The sequence below is a fragment of the Pseudomonas fildesensis genome (genome assembly GCF_001050345.1).
GTDB classification, from domain to species: Bacteria; Pseudomonadota; Gammaproteobacteria; order Pseudomonadales; family Pseudomonadaceae; genus Aquipseudomonas; species Aquipseudomonas fildesensis.
The window spans coordinates 15090-30828 of the sequence record NZ_LFMW01000004.1; the positions used below are offsets into that span (position 1 = coordinate 15090).

Genomic DNA, 15739 nt, shown 5'->3' on the forward strand with positions numbered 1-15739 from the left:
ACCTCAAGAATTCTTAGCGCTGGGGGGTCTGTTCAGCCAACGCCACTGCGCGGAACATGGCGCGGCGCTTGTTCAGGGTTTCTTCCCATTCGAGGGCCGGTACCGAGTCGGCGACAATCCCGCCCCCCGCCTGCACATGCAGTTCGCCGTCCTTGATCACCGCCGTGCGAATCGCAATGGCGGTGTCCATGTTGCCGTTCCAGGCGAAATACCCCACGGCGCCGCCGTAGACGCCACGCTTGACCGGCTCCAGCTCATCAATGATTTCCATCGCGCGAATCTTCGGCGCACCCGACAAGGTGCCCGCCGGCAGAATCGCCCGCAGCGCGTCCATCGCGGTCAAACCGGCTTTCAACTCGCCGGTGACGTTGGACACGATGTGCATCACGTTGGAATAACGTTCGATAACCATCTTCTCGGTCAGCTTCACCGAACCGATTTCCGATACACGCCCGGTGTCATTGCGGCCCAGGTCGATCAGCATCAAGTGCTCGGCGATTTCCTTGTCGTCGCTCAGCAGGTCTTCTTCCAGCGCCAGGTCCGCTTCTTCGGTCGCACCACGCGGGCGGGTGCCGGCAATCGGGCGCACGGTGATCAGGTTGTCTTCAACCCGAACCAGTACTTCCGGCGAACTGCCCACCACGTGGAAGTCGCCAAAGTTGAAGAAGTACATGTACGGCGTCGGGTTGAAGCAGCGCAGCGCACGGTACAGATCGATCGGCGCGGCCTTGAAGTCGATGGACATGCGTTGCGACGGCACCACCTGCATGCAGTCACCGGCGAGGATGTATTCCTTGATGGTATCGACCGCGCGTTCGTAGTCAGACTGGGTAAAGCTGGAGCGGAACACCGGGTCGGCTGCCGGTGGGCGGCTGAGGTCCAGGCCGCGACGCGGGGTGATCGGCTGGCGCAGTTTTTCCAGCAGGGCTTCGAGGCTGGCCTGGCCTTGCTCGAAGGCGTCTGCCTGTGCGGGATCGGCGAGCACAATCGCGTGCATTTTGCCGGCAAGGTTGTCGAACACCACTACCGCATCAGAGACCATCAGCAGAATGTCCGGCACGCCCAAGGGATCGGGGTTCGGACATTTGCCCAGGCGTTTTTCCACGTAACGCACGCAGTCGTAGCCGAAATACCCCACCAGGCCACCGTTGAAACGCGGCAGGCCAGGGATGGTCGGCACGTTGTAGCGCGCCTTGAACGCTTCGACGAAGGACAGCGGGTCTTCGACGTCGTGGCTTTCGATCTCGACGCCATCATGGGTGATGCTCACGTGATGATCGTGAACGCGCATGACGGTGCGGCACGGCAGGCCGATGATCGAGTAACGGCCCCACTTCTCGCCACCCTGTACCGATTCCAGCAGGTAGGAGTTGGGCTCGTCAGCCAGTTTCAGGTAGATCGACAGCGGCGTATCGAAGTCGGCCAGGGTTTCGCAGGCCAGGGGGATACGGTTATAGCCGGCAGCGGCCAAACGCAGGAATTCTTCGCGGTTCATGAGGTGCCTCGTGGTGTGAGGGTCTAACAGTCAGGTATGCAAATGTGCCGCAGGGCGCGGCCAGGATCAGTCAGGCGCGCCAACGCCAGCGGGCCAGGGCCTTGATGACTTTCATCCAGAGTTTGCGAGTGACCACCACGATGGAATTTCCAGAAGGGGACGGATCGATATCGGGCAACGTTATCTCAGCGCCCGCTCCCAAGCAACCCGGGATTAGCAGTCGCAGGTCATCAATCACCAGCGCCGGCGACTCTTCGGCGATCGGCCGGCCATGGTTATAGCCGTAACTCAGGGCCACACATTGCACGCCCGCCGCTTTTGCGGCCTGCACATCACTGCGCGAATCGCCGACAAACAACGACTGGGAGGCCGGGATATTGGCCATTTTCATTACGAAAAACAGCGCCGCTGGGTCAGGCTTCTTCTGCGGCAGGGTATCGCCGCCGATGATCCAGCGGAAATAACGGCCAATTTTCATCTGGTCCAACAGCGGCGCGACGAAGCGCTCCGGCTTGTTGGTGATCAGGGCCATTTCCACGCCCTGCTTGTGCAGCCATTTGAGCGTGTCGCGTACGCCGGGGTACACCACGGTCAGTTCGTGGCCGTCTTCATAGGCGGCGTTGAACAATTCCAGGGCCCGCTCGGCCTCAACATCATCGACACCTTGAGCGTCAATATGATTGGCCAGGGCCCGGCGCACCAGCATCTGTACACCGTTGCCGACCCATTCGCGTACCGACTCGATCCCCGCCGGCTTACGCCCCAGCTTGAGCAGCATCTCGTCCACCGCCGCCGCCAGGTCTGGCACCGAGTCGATCAACGTACCGTCCAGATCGAACATCACCAGCCGTGGCAGTTTGCCGGGGAACAACTGCTCGAAACCGCTCATGGACGCGCCAGCGCCAGTTCGGCACGCATCTTGTCGATCACTTCCTGATAGTTCGGGGCGTTGAAGATCGCCGAGCCCGCCACAAACGTGTCGGCGCCAGCAGCAGCGATCTCACGGATGTTGTTGACGTTGACCCCGCCGTCGATTTCCAGGCGGATGTCCCGGCCCGAGGCATCGATCAGCGCACGGGCTTCGCGCAGCTTGTCGAGGGTGCCAGGGATGAACTTCTGCCCACCGAAGCCTGGGTTGACGCTCATCAGCAAGACCATATCGACCTTGTCCATCACGTACTTGAGCACGTCCAACGGGGTGGCGGGGTTAAATACCAGGCCCGCCTTGCAGCCGCCTTCACGGATCAGTTGTAGGGTGCGGTCGACGTGCAGCGAGGCTTCCGGGTGGAAGGTGATGTAGGTCGCACCGGCTTCAACGAAGTCACCGATGATCCGGTCTACCGGGCTGACCATCAGGTGCGCATCGATCGGCGCAGTAATGCCGTACTTGCGTAGCGCGGCGCAAACCATCGGACCGATGGTCAGGTTGGGCACGTAATGGTTGTCCATGACATCGAAGTGCACGAAGTCGGCACCGGCGGCCAACACCTTGTCCACTTCCTCACCCAGGCGGGCGAAATCGGCGGAGAGAATCGATGGAGCAATAACGAAGGGCTGCATGACGCACCTTTTTTGAGCTAAATCACGATGGCGCGCATTGTATACCTCATGCTTTGCCCCGCGCACCGTGACCCTAGTAAGCAGCCCGGTAGATTTTCTCGATATCAGCCGCACTGAGCTTGCGCGGGTTGTTGCGCATCAGGCGCTCGATACCCGCCGCTTCGGTGGCCATGGCCGGGATCGCGTCCTCGGGAACGCCGAAGCTGCGCAGGCCCGACGGAATTTCCACGGCGGCACACAGGCGCGTCATCGCTTCAACCGCTTGATCGGCGGCATCGTTGACACTCAGGCCGGTGACGTTCACGCCCATGGCCTGCGCAATGTCTTGCATACGCTCGACACAGGCCAGTTTGTTCCAGTGCATCACATAGGGCAGCAACAGCGCGTTGCTTACGCCATGTGCAATATTGAACCGCCCGCCCAACGGGTACGCCAACGCATGTACCGCGCCCACGCCGGCGTTTCCGAACGCCATGCCGGCCATCAGGCTGGCGGTGGCCATGTCGTCGCGGGCCTGCAGGTGGGCCGGGTTGGCGTAGGCCTTGGGCAGTGCCTTGGCAATCAGCTTGATTGCGCCAATGGCCAGGGCATCGGTAATCGGCGAGGCATTCAGCGACAGGTAGGACTCAATGGCATGCACCAGCGCATCCACGCCACTGGCGGCGGTCACGCTGCGCGGGCAAGTGAGGGTCATTTGCGGGCTGATCAGCGCGACATCCGGCAGCAGGAAGTCGCTGACGATACCTTTTTTCAGCTGCGCGGCCTTGTCGGAGAGGATTGCCACATTGGTCACCTCCGAGCCGGTGCCGGCCGTGGTGGGGATGGCGATCAGCGGCGGGCCTTTACGCGGTACCTGGTCGACACCGAACAAGTCCGCCAGCGCGCCGTGGTAACCGGCATAGGCGGCGACGCTTTTGGCGATATCGATGGCGCTGCCGCCGCCCAGGCCGATCAAGCCGTCATGCCCGCCCTCGCGGTACGCGCGCATGCAGTCTTCAACGATGGCGATTTCCGGGTCGGGTAGCACGCGGTCGAAAATTTCGTAGGTGCGCTCGCCCAGATGCTCCAGCGCCAGCGCCACGGTGCCAGATTTGACCAGCGCGGCATCGGTAACGATCAGCGGGTTATCCACATCCAGGCGTGTGAGTTCGGCGGCCAGTTGTTCGATGGCACCAGCGCCGGTGAGCAGTTTGTGGGCGATCGTGAATGAGGAAGTACTCATGTGCGCGGCCTCTTATTAATAGATGGGCTGGCACAAGAGTAGCTGACCGAAACAGGTTGTCTTCCATTCAGCCGCTGAATGGTCACAAAACCCATGTGGGAGGGGGCTTGCTCCCGATGGCGGTGGTTCAGCCAACACATCTATTGCCTGACACACCGCTATCGGGAGCAAGCCCCCTCCCACATTTAGACCTGGGCGGTACGCAGTTTTTCGCTGCGCCCACGCAGCCATTCCAGGGTCAGCAACAGCAACACCGAGAAGGCAATCAGCAAGGTCGCCGCGGCGGCAATGGTGGGGCTGAGGTTTTCGCGGATACCGCTGAACATCTGGCGCGGCAGGGTCGCTTGTTCGGGGCCGGCGAGGAACAGTGTCACCACCACTTCATCGAACGAGGTGGCGAAAGCGAACAGCGCCCCGGAAATCACCCCCGGTGCGATCAGCGGCAGGGTCACCCGACGAAAGGCGGTCAACGGCGAAGCGCCGAGGCTGGCCGCCGCCCGCACCAGGTTATGGTTGAAACCCTGCAAGGTCGCCGACACGGTGATGATCACAAACGGCACACCCAACACCGCATGCACCACGATCAGCGAGAAAAAGCTGTTACCCAGGCCCAGCGGCGCGAAGAACAGATAACTCGCTACACCGATAATCACCACCGGCACCACCATCGGCGAAATCACCAGCGCCATCACCAACGCCTTGCCGGGGAAATTGCCTCGCGTCAGGCCAATCGCGGCCAGGGTGCCGAACACCATCGCCAGCACCGTGGCCGCAGGGGCGACGATGATGCTGTTCTTCAACGCACGCATCCATTCGGCCGAGGCGAAAAAGTCCTGGTACCAATGCAGCGAAAAGCCTTGCAGCGGGTACACCAGGAAACTACCGCTGTTGAACGACAGCGGGATGATCACCAGCACGGGCAATATCAGGAACAACAGGATCAAGCCGCAGAGGATCCGCAAGCTGTAGAACCACACCCGTTCCACCGGTGACATATAAGGGCTCAGCATCGCAAGGTCTCCTCAGCTCAGGCGCAGGCGGCTGGCGCCTACCAGCCAGTTGTAGATCAGGTACAGCACCACAGTCGCCAGCAGCAACAAGCCGCCCAACGCCGTCGCCATGCCCCAGTTGATACTGGTGTTGGTGTAGAAGGCCACGAAGTAGCTGACCATCTGGTCGTTCGGGCTGCCCAGCAGCGCCGGGGTGATGTAGTAACCAATCGCCAGGATGAACACCAGCAGGCAACCGGCGCCGACACCGGCGTAGGTCTGCGGGAAGTACACGCGCCAGAAGCTGGCGAACGGGTGGCAGCCCAGGGAAATCGCCGCGCGCATATAGGTAGGCGAGATGCCCTTCATCACGCTGTAGATCGGCAGAATCATGAACGGCAGCAGGATATGCACCATGGAGATGTAGACCCCGGTGCGGTTGAACACCAGCTCCAGCGGCTTATCGATCAGGCCCATGCCCATCAGTGCGCTGTTGATCAGGCCGCCGGACTGCAGCAGCACGATCCACGCGGCCACCCGCACCAGGATCGAGGTCCAGAACGGCAGCAGCACCAGAATCATCAGCAGGTTGCTTTTACGCGCTGGCAGGTTGGCCAGCAGGTACGCAAGGGGATAGGCCAGCAACAGACAGATGGCCGTGATCACCAGGCCCATCCAGAAGGTGCGGGCGAAGATGTCCAGGTAGATCGCCTGGTCCGGTGTGGCCGGGGCCACTTCGCCGAGGTCGTCGATGCGATGATCGACGGCCGCCAGCAGGTAATAAGGCGTAAGGCTGCTGGTATTGCGCCGGATCGCCTGCCAGTACGCCGGGTCGCCCCAGCGTTCGTCGAGGGCTTCCAGCGCAGCTTTATAAGAGGCAGGCGCTTCGGTAAACGGTAGCGCCCGCGCGGTTTTGGTCAGCAGGCTGCGATAGCCGGCCAGTTCCATGTTCAAGCGTTTCGACAAATCGCCCAACGTTTGGTTTTTACGCGCTTCGCCCAGGTCTTCACTGAGCGCCTGGTACACCGGTTCGCCGGGCAAGCCACGGCCGTCCCAGGCCTTCACCGCCACCACAGTGCGCGGCAAACCGCCCACCACTTCCGGGTTGCCGACGCTTTTGTAGAGCAGCGCGACGATCGGCACCAGGAACACGAGCAGCAAAAACAGCACCAGCGGCGCAATCAAGGCCTGGGCCTTCCAGCGATTAAGCCGCTCGGCACGCGCCAGGCGCTGCTTGAGGGTGGGGCTGTTGACCTCGTTCGAGGGAACGGCAATGGCCATGGCTGACTCCGGAATACTGAAAATGACGACAAACCTGTGGGGGCTTGGACCTAACTCTGTGGCGGCCGGGCTTGTTGTGGCAAGCGGGTCTGTGGTGGCAAGCAGGCTTGTAGTGGCGAGCGAGTCTGTGGTGGCGAGCGGGCTTGCCCCGCGTTGGGCTGCGAAGCGGCCCTAAAACCACACGCTGAGTTCTTTCAGAAGGAACTCAGCGTTTTCATTGGGGCTGCTTCGCAGCCCAACGCGGGGCAAGCCCGCTCGCCACCACAGGCCTGCTTGCCACAACAGACCCACTCGCCACCAAAGACCCATTTGCTACAACAGGCCCGCTGCTCACAGCAAGCCCACTTGCCAAAGCAAGCCTGCTCCTACAGGGCTATTTAGCCGCCCAGGAATTGAAGCGCTGCTCGAGTTGCTCGCCGTTATCCGCCCAAAAGCTCACATCGATCTGCACCTGGTTGGCGATGTTTTCCGGGGTGGTCGGCATATCCTTCAGGATGTCCTTGGCCAGCAGCGGTACGGCTTGGGTGTTGGCCGGGCCGTAGGCGATGTTTTCCGAGTAGATCTTCTGCTGCTGCGGCTGCACCGAGAAAGCGATGAATTTCTTCGCCGCTTCAGCACGGTCCTTGGCCAGGCCTTTTGGAATGGCCCAGGCGTCGAAGTCGTAGATGCCGCCGTTCCAGACTACTTTCAGGTTGCTTTCTTTTTGCACAGCGGCGATGCGGCCGTTATAGGCGGAGCTCATCACCACGTCGCCCGAAGCGAGGTACTGCGGCGGTTGTGCGCCAGCTTCCCACCATTGGATCGACGGCTTGAGTTCATCCAGCTTCTTGAACGCACGGTCCTGGCCATCTTTGCCGGCCAGCACTTTGTACACATCCTTCGGCGCCACGCCGTCAGCCATCAAGGCGAATTCCAGGGTGTACTTGGCGCCCTTGCGCAGGCCGCGTTTGCCCGGGAATTTCTTGGTATCCCAGAAATCTACCCAGCTGGTCGGCGCGCTGGTCAGTTTGTCGGCGTTGTAGGCCAACACGGTCGACCACACGAAGAAGCCCACACCGCACGGCTGGATCGCGCCCTTCACGTAGTCCGCGGTGTTGCCGAACAGTTTCGGGTCCAGCGGCTCAAACATATCTTCGTCGCAGCCACGGGACAGTTCCGGCGACTCCACTTCCACCAGGTCCCAGGACACGCTCTTGGTGTCGACCATGGCTTTCACCTTGGCCATCTCACCGTTGTACTCACCGGCGACGATCTTGCCGTTGCCCGCACTTTCCCACGGCGCGTAGAAGGCCTTGACCTGGGCCGCCTTGTTCGCGCCACCAAAGGACACGACCGTCAGGTCCGGGCCTGCCATGGCCTGTGTCGCGCCCATCAAGCCTAAAGCCAGGGCGGAATATTTCAGGGATCTCAACATTGTTGTTCTCTCCACGTGCAGGGGTTGGTGAAGCCATGGGGGCGATTAATTCGCCTCTAAAAGTGGGTCGAGTGCGCGAACGTGCTCGACTTGCCAGCCAATCGGTACCACGTCGCCGACCGCCAGTGCCGTGTCCAGCTCGGCGATCGGTTGTTTCACAAAAAAATCGGCCTTGCCGCAGACTTCCAGGCGCACGCGCACGTGGTCGCCCAGGTAGATAAATTCCTCCACCCGCCCGGAGAAACGGTTGACGCAGCTCTCGCTGGAGCCATTGAGGCTGACTCGCTCCGGACGCACGGACAACGTCACCGGCCCGCCGATCTGGCCGACGTTCACCGCCAGCGCCTCGACCTTCTCGCCCCGCGCCAGCTCCACCACGCAACGGTCGCCGGTGTGGCTGTGCAGGCGGCCATTGAGGCGGTTGTTTTCGCCGATGAAGTTGGCGACAAACGTATTCTTCGGCTCTTCATACAGGGTGCGCGGCGCGGCGATCTGCTGGATCTCGCCCTGATGGAACACCGCCACGCGGTCGGACATGGTCAAGGCTTCGCCCTGGTCATGGGTCACATACACCACGGTCACGCCGAGGCGCTGGTGCAAGTGCTTGATCTCCATCTGCATGTGTTCGCGCAGTTGCTTGTCGAGGGCGCCGAGGGGTTCGTCCATCAGCACCAGCTGCGGTTCGAACACCAGCGCACGGGCCAGGGCCACCCGCTGTTGCTGGCCGCCGGACAGTTGCGCCGGATAGCGCTGGGCGAAGGCATCAAGCTGGACCATGCTCAACACGCGCTTGACCCGTTCACTGATATCAGTCTTGCTCAAACCGCGCACCGACAGCGGAAACGCCAGGTTCTCGGCGACGGTCATGTGCGGGAACAGCGCGTAGTTCTGGAACACCATGCCGATGTCACGCTTGTGCGGCGGCACGTTGTTGATGGAGCGGCCGGCCAGCAGGATTTCACCGGCGGTCGGCGTTTCGAAGCCGGCGAGCATCATCAGGCTAGTGGTCTTGCCCGAACCGGACGGCCCGAGCAGAGTCAGGAATTCGCCCTTGCGAATCTCCAGGTTGAGGTCTTTGACGATCAGGTTCTCGCCGTCGTAGCTCTTCTGCACGCCACGAAAGCTGACCAGCACATCATTTGAATCCACCTCGCTCATACCCGCACCTTTGTGTTTTGGACTGCTGTGGCACAAGCGTAGTCCAGGCGCGAGGCCCCGGAAATCGGGAGCCAGGAGAGAATCACATCAGCAGAATGGAAGGTTGTGGGTAGGGATCGCCCTACAGCGATGGCGGGGATGGGACAGAGCCGCTGCAAGGGGTGAGCTGCAAGCAGCAAGAATGGGCGCGACGGCGTCCGTGCCGTGTCGCAAACAGGTATGTCGTTATGATCGCTCCCACGCGCAGCACAGGAATGCAGCCAAGGACGCTCTGCGCCCCAAAGCCTGACGCAGAGCGTCACAAGAGGCATTCCCACGCAGCGCGTGGGAACGATCTATAGAAGCTTGTGCTCCATGGCGTACTTCACCAATTCAGCCAGGGAAGTGATATTGAGCTTTTGCATCAGCCGCGCCTTGTGGGTGCTGATGGTCTTGCTGCTCAGCGCCAGTTGCTGGGCGATGTCGTTGACGTTGGCGCCCTGGGCCAGGCGCTCGAATACCGAGAACTCACGCTCTGAAAGCAGCGAATGCAGGGGCCGGGAATCGGTCAGGCCGACCTCGAAGACCATGCGGTCGGCCAGGTCCGGGTCGATATAGCGCCCGCCCGCCGCGACCTTGCGAATGGCCGTCAGCAGCAGCGCCGGGTCGCTGTCTTTGGTGGCATAGCCCGCCGCGCCCACCTTCAAGGCACGCGCAGCCATTTGCGCTTCGTCATGCATCGACAGCACCAGGATCGCCGGGGGATGGTTCAGCGCACGGATCCGCGCGATGGCTTCCAGGCCGTTCACGCCAGGCATCGAGATGTCCAGCAACACCACCTCACACGCCACATGGCGCAAGGTCTCCAGCAACTGCTCGCCATTGCTCGCCTCCCCCACTACCAGCAGGTCCTTGGCCAGGCCGATCAATTGCTTGATGCCTTCACGCACGATAGTGTGGTCTTCGGCTACCAGTACACGGATCACAGGGGCTTCCTCTTATCGTTATGCATCCAACGGCACCGTGACACTCAGGGTGGTGCCCTCCCCCAATTCGCTGTCCAGGGTCAGCTTCCCGCCCATAATCAACACCCGCTCGCGCATGCCGACCAGGCCAAACGATACCGGGCGGCCCTGGGCCTGGACGAACCCGACGCCGTCGTCGCTGATGGTCAGCCGCAAGTGCGCGCCTTCCACCGCCAGGGTCAGCTCGACAGTATGCGCCTGGGCATGGCGCATCACATTGGTCAGCGCCTCTTGAAGAATACGGAACAGGCCGATGGCCTTGGCATCGCTCAGGGCCGGCAGGTTCTCCGGGACCTGCACCAGGCAAGGGATTTGCGTGCGAGCCTCGAAGCGTCGCGCCTGCCATTCGATGGCTGAGGCGATCCCGGCGTCGAGAATCGGCGGGCGCAGTGCGGTGGCGACGTCGCGCACCAGTTGGAACAGTTGGGCGATCAGGCGCTTCATGCTGTTCAGGCGCTCGTTCAAGCCTGGATCGAGTTGCGCGTAAGACAGCTCGCACATCGAGGTTTCCAGCTTGAGCACGGTGAGCATTTGCCCAAGCTCGTCGTGCACTTCGCGGGCGATGCGCGCCTTTTCTTCTTCGCGCACGGTTTCCAGGTGAGCGGACAGTTCTCGCAGTTGCGCTTCGCTTTGCAGCAACGCGGCCACATAGCGACGACGCTCGGTGACGTCGTTGAGGTAGACCACCAGGTATTCGGCCTCGGCAAACCGCAGGAAGCTCAAGGACACATCGGCAGGCAGGATACTGCCGTCTGCGCGCAGGCAATCGGCGGCAAAGTTTTGCGGGCCTTCTTCGCTGGCGCGCGCACGCTTCCACAGGTTGAGCCAGCGGTCCATGGTCAGGCTCGGGTCGAAATCGATCAGCGGCCGCTCGATCAAGGCGCCGGGGTCATAGCCGAGCATGGTTTCGGCGGCCAGGTTGGCGTAGCGCACGTGGCTGTCCCAGTTCACCCAGAGGATGCCGACGGTGCTTTGATCGATAGAGAACTGCGTCAGCCGCAAGGCCTCGGCATCGGCGGCGCGCGCTGCACTTTCTTCGCGGGCGGCCAGCAGGCTGTGTTCAAGCACGCGTTGGTGGCGGCGTTGCCAGAACACCACCGCCAGGCTGGCGAGCAGGAACAGCCCCAACAACAGGCTGAGGTTTTGCCACAAACCGGGGGATTGGGATAAACGCGGGTATTTGGGTTGCAGCCAACGGCTGTGCAGTTGGTCCAGGTCGCGGGCGGGAATGGCGCGCAGGGCGCTTTGCATGATGCCCGCCAGTTCCGGCCATTCGCGGCGAGTCGCCACCCGCAGCAGTTGCGGCAGGCCGATATCGCCTACCACCGCCAGCCCGGCGAATTCCGCCTCGCCCGACAACCGGCTCAACTGCGCCTCGTCCACCACGGCATAACGCGCCTGCTGGCTCACCAGCAATTGCAGGGCCTGGCGCTCCATGGGCACGCCTTGCAGGTTGAGGCCGGGATAATTGCTGCGCAGGTAATCGGCCACCGCGCTGGGCATGCGCACGGCGACGCGGGATTGGTCATCGAGCTTTTCCAGCTCAACGGCGCCGCCACCGTCACGGATACCGACGATGTGCTGGGGCACGCGCATATATGGGTCGGAGAACAACCATAGGCGCAGGCCAGCCGGGGTTTGTTGCAGGCCGGGTGCGATGTCGACCTCGCCGTCGCGCACGGCGGCTTCCAATTGTTCCTGGTTGGGAAAGTTACGCCACGTCAGCTCGATGTTCAGCGCCTTGGCCAACCACTTCATCAACTCGACATTCGCCCCGGACAAGCGCTGCAGGCGACGATCGTATTGCGCATACGGCGCCTGCAACACCAGGCCCACGCGCAGCTCCGGGTGTTGGGCGAGCCACTCACGCTGCCGCACATCAAGTTGTGCTTGCACAGCGACAGCCGTGGGCGCAGCGCTCGCCATCAAGGCAAAGCACAAGCAGCCGATAACCAGCAGACAGCGAAAAACCATGATCCACGTCTCACATCACTGACAAATACTGACCAACCCATTAGGCTGCTGGAATCACTTCTGGCCGGGAATTAACGATGCCCCATCGAAACCGTTCGGCACTGCCAGCATTGTGCCTGTCGCTGCTATTTACCAGCGCCTTTTCTGTCCAGGCCGCCGACGCCCCCGCGCCGGCCACCGAAAAACCGGCTGAACGCCAACCCTTGCCTGAGCGTAGCCAGGAAGACGCCGACGCTCTGCAACGGCAAATCCCACGAGAAGAACAGCAACAGTTGCAGGCCGGCAGCGATTCATTCCTGGCCCTGTGGAAACCGGCCAACACCGCCGAACCCGAAGGTGTGGTGATTATCGTACCGGGCGCAGGGGAAAGTGCTGACTGGCCGCAAGCAATTGCGCCTTTACGGCGCAAATTACCGGACGCTAACTGGGGCACCCTCAGCCTGTCGCTACCCGACGTGAGTGTTGACACCTTGCCACCACGGGTGATTGAGGCACCGAAAGCTGCCGTCGACACCAGCAGCAAAGAAGGCAGCACCGCCGCCAAACCGATCGAACAGGCCGCCAGCGCCGAAGCCGAAGGCACCGACCCGGCAGTAGTGCCGGGTGCGGATGAACAGGACAAGACTGACGCCAAGCGCATCTTCGACCGTATCGACGCCGCCGTTGCCTTCGCCCAGACCCAGAGCGCCCGCAGCGTGGTAGTGCTCGGCCATGGCACCGGCGCCTGGTGGGCCGCGCGTTACGTGAGCGAGAAACAACCGGCCCAGGTGCAGAAGCTGGTCATGGTAGCGGGCAAGACACCCCCGGGTCGCCAGCCGGACCTGCAACAACTGGCCCCGACCTTGAAACTGCCCACGGCGGATGTGTTCTATCAAGACGGCGCCCAGGATCGCAAAAACGCACTGGAGCGGGTCCAGGCCGCCAAGCGTGCGAAGAATGACGGCTACAAGCAGGTGTCGCTCAAGACCTTGCCCGGCAACAGTGCAGCCGAGCACGAGCAATTATATCGGCGGATTCGCGGTTGGCTGAGTCCGCAGCCGACTCGAGACTGAACACCCGATCAGTGTAGGAGCCGGCTTGCCGGCGATGGCGGACGTCCAGCCACATCTGCGTTGCTGACCCCGCGCTACCGCCGGTAAGCCAGCGCCTACAGCTGTTCACTTTCCATTCGTCAGCGAAAATCGCGCCGCTCGCGGATCAACGCGTAGGCGTTATGCAGTTCGCGGGTTCGCTCGGTGGCCTCACGCACTTGCGCGGGGCTGGCGCCACTGCCGGCGATCTTGTCCGGATGGTGACGGCTGAGCAGGCGCCGATACGCGCGCTTGATCACCGTCGGTTCAGTGGTTGGCGTCACACCCAGAATCCGCAACGCTTCCTGATAGGCGCCACTACGATTGGCCACCGGCTTGCGCTCCGGCGCGTAATCGGAGGCCAGCGCCTGGAGTTGTTGCGGCGTCCAGCCCAGCCATTTTCCCCAACGGTCGATCAGGTCGCGCTCGGCGTCACTCGCCTTGCCGTCCGCCCAGACCATCCGCCAGCAGGCGCGCAACACACCCTCCGCCGCATGGGGCTGTGCCTTGAGCACGCGCAGGTAGCTGCGCACCCGGTCGGAGCCGGCCTTGCCACGATTGAAGGCCGCAATCGCCCGGCGCTGGGCTGACTCGGTCATGTCCAGCGAGCGCATTTCCTGCCGCGCCTGCTGGATATGCCCATCCACCACCCGACCATTGCTTTTGGCCAGGCGACCGAGCAACACAAACAGCAGTTCGTCATTGCGTAACGCCGGGCGCCCGCCCAGGCGCTCACGCAACTGTGCCCAGCTTTGAAGGTGCAGGCGGCGATCCAGTGCCTGCCCCAACAACGCACCCAACAAGGCCCCCGGAATACTGGCAATGGCAAAGCCAGCCCCGGCGCCGATCAGCGTCCCTGGCCACAACATCCTAGTGCCCCGCTGTCAGCAGGGTTTCGACTTGCGCCAGGCGTTCCAGCGTGCCGACATCTATCCAGCGTCCCTTCATGTGTTCCCCCGTGACCAGACCTTTCGCCATGGCCGCCCGCAATAGCGGCGCCAACTTGAAGGCACCGGCGCTGCAACCCGCGAACAATTTGGGGTCGAGCACTGAAATGCCACTGAAGGTCAGGTTATCGGCACCGGGCGCCGCATCATGAAGCACGTCCTGCTTCAGATAAAAATCACCGCCCGAGGGGTGATGCGCCGGGTTGTCGACCATCACCAAATGGGCCTGGCCCTGGAGCGGTCGCTGTAGCTGGGTGAAATCGTAGTCGGTCCAGATATCGCCATTGACCACCAGAAAGGGCTCATCCCCCAGCAACGGCAACGCCTGAAAAATCCCGCCGCCGGTTTCCAGCGGTTCGCCCTCAGGCGAATAGCAGATGCGCACGCCATACTGCGCGCCGGCGCCCAGGTAGCTCTCAATCTGCTCGCCGAGCCAGGCGTGGTTGATCACGATATCGGTGAAGCCGGCCTTGGCCAGCGCCTCCAGGTGATACTCGATCAGGCGTTTGCCGCCGGCCTGCACCAGCGGTTTTGGCGTGTGCAAGGTGAGCGGACGCATCCGCTCGCCTTTGCCGGCGGCCAGGATCATGGCCTTCATACGCTTGCCTCGGCGGGCTGGCGCAGGCTGGCAAGCAATTCACCCAGCTCACCCAGCTCAGGGCGGTCGGCGAGCACGGCTTCTATATAAGCAAAGAAGCGCGGCACGTCCGCCAGGTAACGCGGCTTGCCGTCGCGGTGGCAAATACGCGCAAAGATACCGATGACCTTGAGGTGGCGCTGCACGCCCATCAGGTCGCTGGCGCGCAGGAAGTCTTCGAAATCCGCCTGCACCGGGATGCCCAGTTTGCCGGCACGCTCCCAGTAACCGCGTTGCCATTCACGCACGCGGGCCTGGGGCCAGCTGAGAAAAGCATCCTTGAACAGGCAGGTGATGTCGTAGGTCACCGGGCCATAGACCGCGTCCTGGAAATCCAGCACGCCGGGGTTCGGCTCGCTGATCATCAGGTTGCGCGGCATGTAGTCGCGGTGCACCAACACCTTGGGCTGGGCCAGGGCGCTGTCGATCAGGTGTTCACTGACACGCTGCCAGAGCGCCTGCTGCTGAGCGTCGAACTCGACACCTAAGTGGCGGCGCACGTACCACTCGGGGAACAATTCCAGCTCACGGCGCAGCAAGGCCACGTCATAACTGGGCAGCGGCGCGTCCATCGGCAACTGCTGGAAAGCCAGCAAGGCGTCGATGGCGTCGGCAAACAATTGATCAGCATTTTGCTCGTCAATCACGTCCAGGAAGGTTTTTCTGCCCAGGTCATTGAGCAAAAGAAAGCCGCGCGGCAAATCTTCTGCGTAAATTTTTGGAACATTTATGCCCGACTTCGCCAACAAATCGGCGATATCGACGAAAGGTTTGCAGTTTTCCTGGGGGGGTGGAGCGTCCATCACCACGAAAGTTTGTGCACCGCCTTCCCAACGGAAGTAGCGCCTGAAACTCGCGTCGCTGCTGGCTGCGGTCAATGTGGCCGGGGGTACGGCACCCCAGCCTTGAGCGTTGAAAAGGATCGGCAACTGCTCATCCAGCCAGACTTTCAGCTGTTGTAAACGTAGATCTTGCTCGGGCATTACAA

Annotated in this window: 14 protein-coding genes; 1 reads left to right on the forward strand and 13 read right to left on the reverse strand. The window is 62.0% G+C overall.

Translation table 11 applies throughout. The features are described 5' to 3' along the window. Window positions 1-13: 13 nt before the first annotated feature. From trpE to ACR52_RS06540, 10 genes are all read right to left on the reverse strand, one after another. Entirely contained in the window at window positions 14-1495 is a 1482-nt protein-coding gene (trpE, locus tag ACR52_RS06495; RefSeq protein ID WP_048722011.1) for an anthranilate synthase component I, read from the reverse strand. A 70-nt stretch (window positions 1496-1565) separates the two neighbouring features. Continuing rightward, complete coding sequence (locus ACR52_RS06500) at window positions 1566-2384, reverse strand: phosphoglycolate phosphatase (RefSeq protein ID WP_048722013.1); 819 nt, start codon at window positions 2382-2384, stop codon at window positions 1566-1568. Continuing rightward, window positions 2381-3055, reverse strand: a complete 675-nt coding sequence (gene rpe / locus ACR52_RS06505; RefSeq protein WP_048722017.1) for a ribulose-phosphate 3-epimerase — start codon at window positions 3053-3055, stop codon at window positions 2381-2383. The genes ACR52_RS06500 and rpe overlap by 4 nt, the downstream gene beginning before the upstream one ends. Before the next feature lie 73 nt (window positions 3056-3128). Further along, window positions 3129-4277 carry an iron-containing alcohol dehydrogenase gene (locus ACR52_RS06510; protein WP_048722019.1) on the reverse strand — a complete coding sequence of 383 codons (1149 nt, stop codon included), beginning with the start codon at window positions 4275-4277 and terminating at the stop codon, window positions 3129-3131. Window positions 4278-4462: 185 nt separating this feature from the next. Continuing rightward, window positions 4463-5287, reverse strand: coding sequence for an ABC transporter permease (locus ACR52_RS06515; RefSeq protein WP_017739612.1), 825 nt, complete (start codon window positions 5285-5287; stop codon window positions 4463-4465). A 12-nt stretch (window positions 5288-5299) separates the two neighbouring features. Next, window positions 5300-6547 (reverse strand): ABC transporter permease, encoded by a 1248-nt coding sequence (locus ACR52_RS06520; protein ID WP_048722022.1) that lies wholly within the window; start codon window positions 6545-6547, stop codon window positions 5300-5302. Window positions 6548-6920: 373 nt separating this feature from the next. After that, window positions 6921-7961: an ABC transporter substrate-binding protein gene (locus ACR52_RS06525; protein WP_048722025.1), complete on the reverse strand. Its 1041-nt coding sequence runs from the start codon at window positions 7959-7961 to the stop codon at window positions 6921-6923. A gap of 45 nt (window positions 7962-8006) precedes the next feature. Beyond that, window positions 8007-9119 (reverse strand): ABC transporter ATP-binding protein, encoded by a 1113-nt coding sequence (locus tag ACR52_RS06530; protein ID WP_048722026.1) that lies wholly within the window; start codon window positions 9117-9119, stop codon window positions 8007-8009. A 335-nt stretch (window positions 9120-9454) separates the two neighbouring features. Then, window positions 9455-10084: a response regulator gene (locus tag ACR52_RS06535; RefSeq protein ID WP_048722028.1), complete on the reverse strand. Its 630-nt coding sequence runs from the start codon at window positions 10082-10084 to the stop codon at window positions 9455-9457. 18 nt (window positions 10085-10102) lie between these two features. Next, window positions 10103-12097 carry a sensor histidine kinase gene (locus ACR52_RS06540; protein WP_048722031.1) on the reverse strand — a complete coding sequence of 665 codons (1995 nt, stop codon included), beginning with the start codon at window positions 12095-12097 and terminating at the stop codon, window positions 10103-10105. A gap of 77 nt (window positions 12098-12174) precedes the next feature. On the opposite strand from ACR52_RS06540, the gene ACR52_RS06545 reads away from it, so the two are divergent. After that, window positions 12175-13149: an alpha/beta hydrolase family protein gene (locus tag ACR52_RS06545; protein WP_048722034.1), complete on the forward strand. Its 975-nt coding sequence runs from the start codon at window positions 12175-12177 to the stop codon at window positions 13147-13149. Between the two features lie 119 nt (window positions 13150-13268). Here ACR52_RS06545 and ACR52_RS06550 read toward each other — a convergent pair whose 3' ends face one another. Genes ACR52_RS06550 through ACR52_RS06560 form a run of 3 tightly spaced genes read right to left on the reverse strand, consistent with a single transcriptional unit; the run spans window position 13269 to window position 15734 of the window. Further along, window positions 13269-14036: a TerB family tellurite resistance protein gene (locus ACR52_RS06550; RefSeq protein ID WP_048722036.1), complete on the reverse strand. Its 768-nt coding sequence runs from the start codon at window positions 14034-14036 to the stop codon at window positions 13269-13271. A gap of 1 nt (window position 14037) precedes the next feature. Beyond that, window positions 14038-14712, reverse strand: a complete 675-nt coding sequence (gene murU / locus ACR52_RS06555; protein ID WP_048722039.1) for an N-acetylmuramate alpha-1-phosphate uridylyltransferase MurU — start codon at window positions 14710-14712, stop codon at window positions 14038-14040. Beyond that, window positions 14709-15734 (reverse strand): aminoglycoside phosphotransferase family protein, encoded by a 1026-nt coding sequence (locus ACR52_RS06560; RefSeq protein WP_048722042.1) that lies wholly within the window; start codon window positions 15732-15734, stop codon window positions 14709-14711. The genes murU and ACR52_RS06560 overlap by 4 nt, the downstream gene beginning before the upstream one ends. Between the last annotated feature and the right edge of the window lie 5 nt (window positions 15735-15739).

What these genes read in the sequence shown, in the direction of transcription:
- ACR52_RS06525 (WP_048722025.1), bottom strand. Translation starts at nt 7,961, where the DNA reads ATGTTGAGATCCCTGAAATATTCCGCCCTGGCTTTAGGCTTGATGGGC.
- ACR52_RS06545 (WP_048722034.1), top strand. Translation starts at nt 12,175, where the DNA reads ATGCCCCATCGAAACCGTTCGGCACTGCCAGCATTGTGCCTGTCGCTG.
- murU (WP_048722039.1), bottom strand. Translation starts at nt 14,712, where the DNA reads ATGAAGGCCATGATCCTGGCCGCCGGCAAAGGCGAGCGGATGCGTCCG.
- ACR52_RS06530 (WP_048722026.1), bottom strand. Translation starts at nt 9,119, where the DNA reads ATGAGCGAGGTGGATTCAAATGATGTGCTGGTCAGCTTTCGTGGCGTG.
- ACR52_RS06560 (WP_048722042.1), bottom strand. Translation starts at nt 15,734, where the DNA reads ATGCCCGAGCAAGATCTACGTTTACAACAGCTGAAAGTCTGGCTGGAT.
- ACR52_RS06515 (WP_017739612.1), bottom strand. Translation starts at nt 5,287, where the DNA reads ATGCTGAGCCCTTATATGTCACCGGTGGAACGGGTGTGGTTCTACAGC.
- ACR52_RS06500 (WP_048722013.1), bottom strand. Translation starts at nt 2,384, where the DNA reads ATGAGCGGTTTCGAGCAGTTGTTCCCCGGCAAACTGCCACGGCTGGTG.
- trpE (WP_048722011.1), bottom strand. Translation starts at nt 1,495, where the DNA reads ATGAACCGCGAAGAATTCCTGCGTTTGGCCGCTGCCGGCTATAACCGT.
- ACR52_RS06550 (WP_048722036.1), bottom strand. Translation starts at nt 14,036, where the DNA reads ATGTTGTGGCCAGGGACGCTGATCGGCGCCGGGGCTGGCTTTGCCATT.
- ACR52_RS06510 (WP_048722019.1), bottom strand. Translation starts at nt 4,277, where the DNA reads ATGAGTACTTCCTCATTCACGATCGCCCACAAACTGCTCACCGGCGCT.
- rpe (WP_048722017.1), bottom strand. Translation starts at nt 3,055, where the DNA reads ATGCAGCCCTTCGTTATTGCTCCATCGATTCTCTCCGCCGATTTCGCC.
- ACR52_RS06540 (WP_048722031.1), bottom strand. Translation starts at nt 12,097, where the DNA reads ATGGTTTTTCGCTGTCTGCTGGTTATCGGCTGCTTGTGCTTTGCCTTG.
- ACR52_RS06520 (WP_048722022.1), bottom strand. Translation starts at nt 6,547, where the DNA reads ATGGCCATTGCCGTTCCCTCGAACGAGGTCAACAGCCCCACCCTCAAG.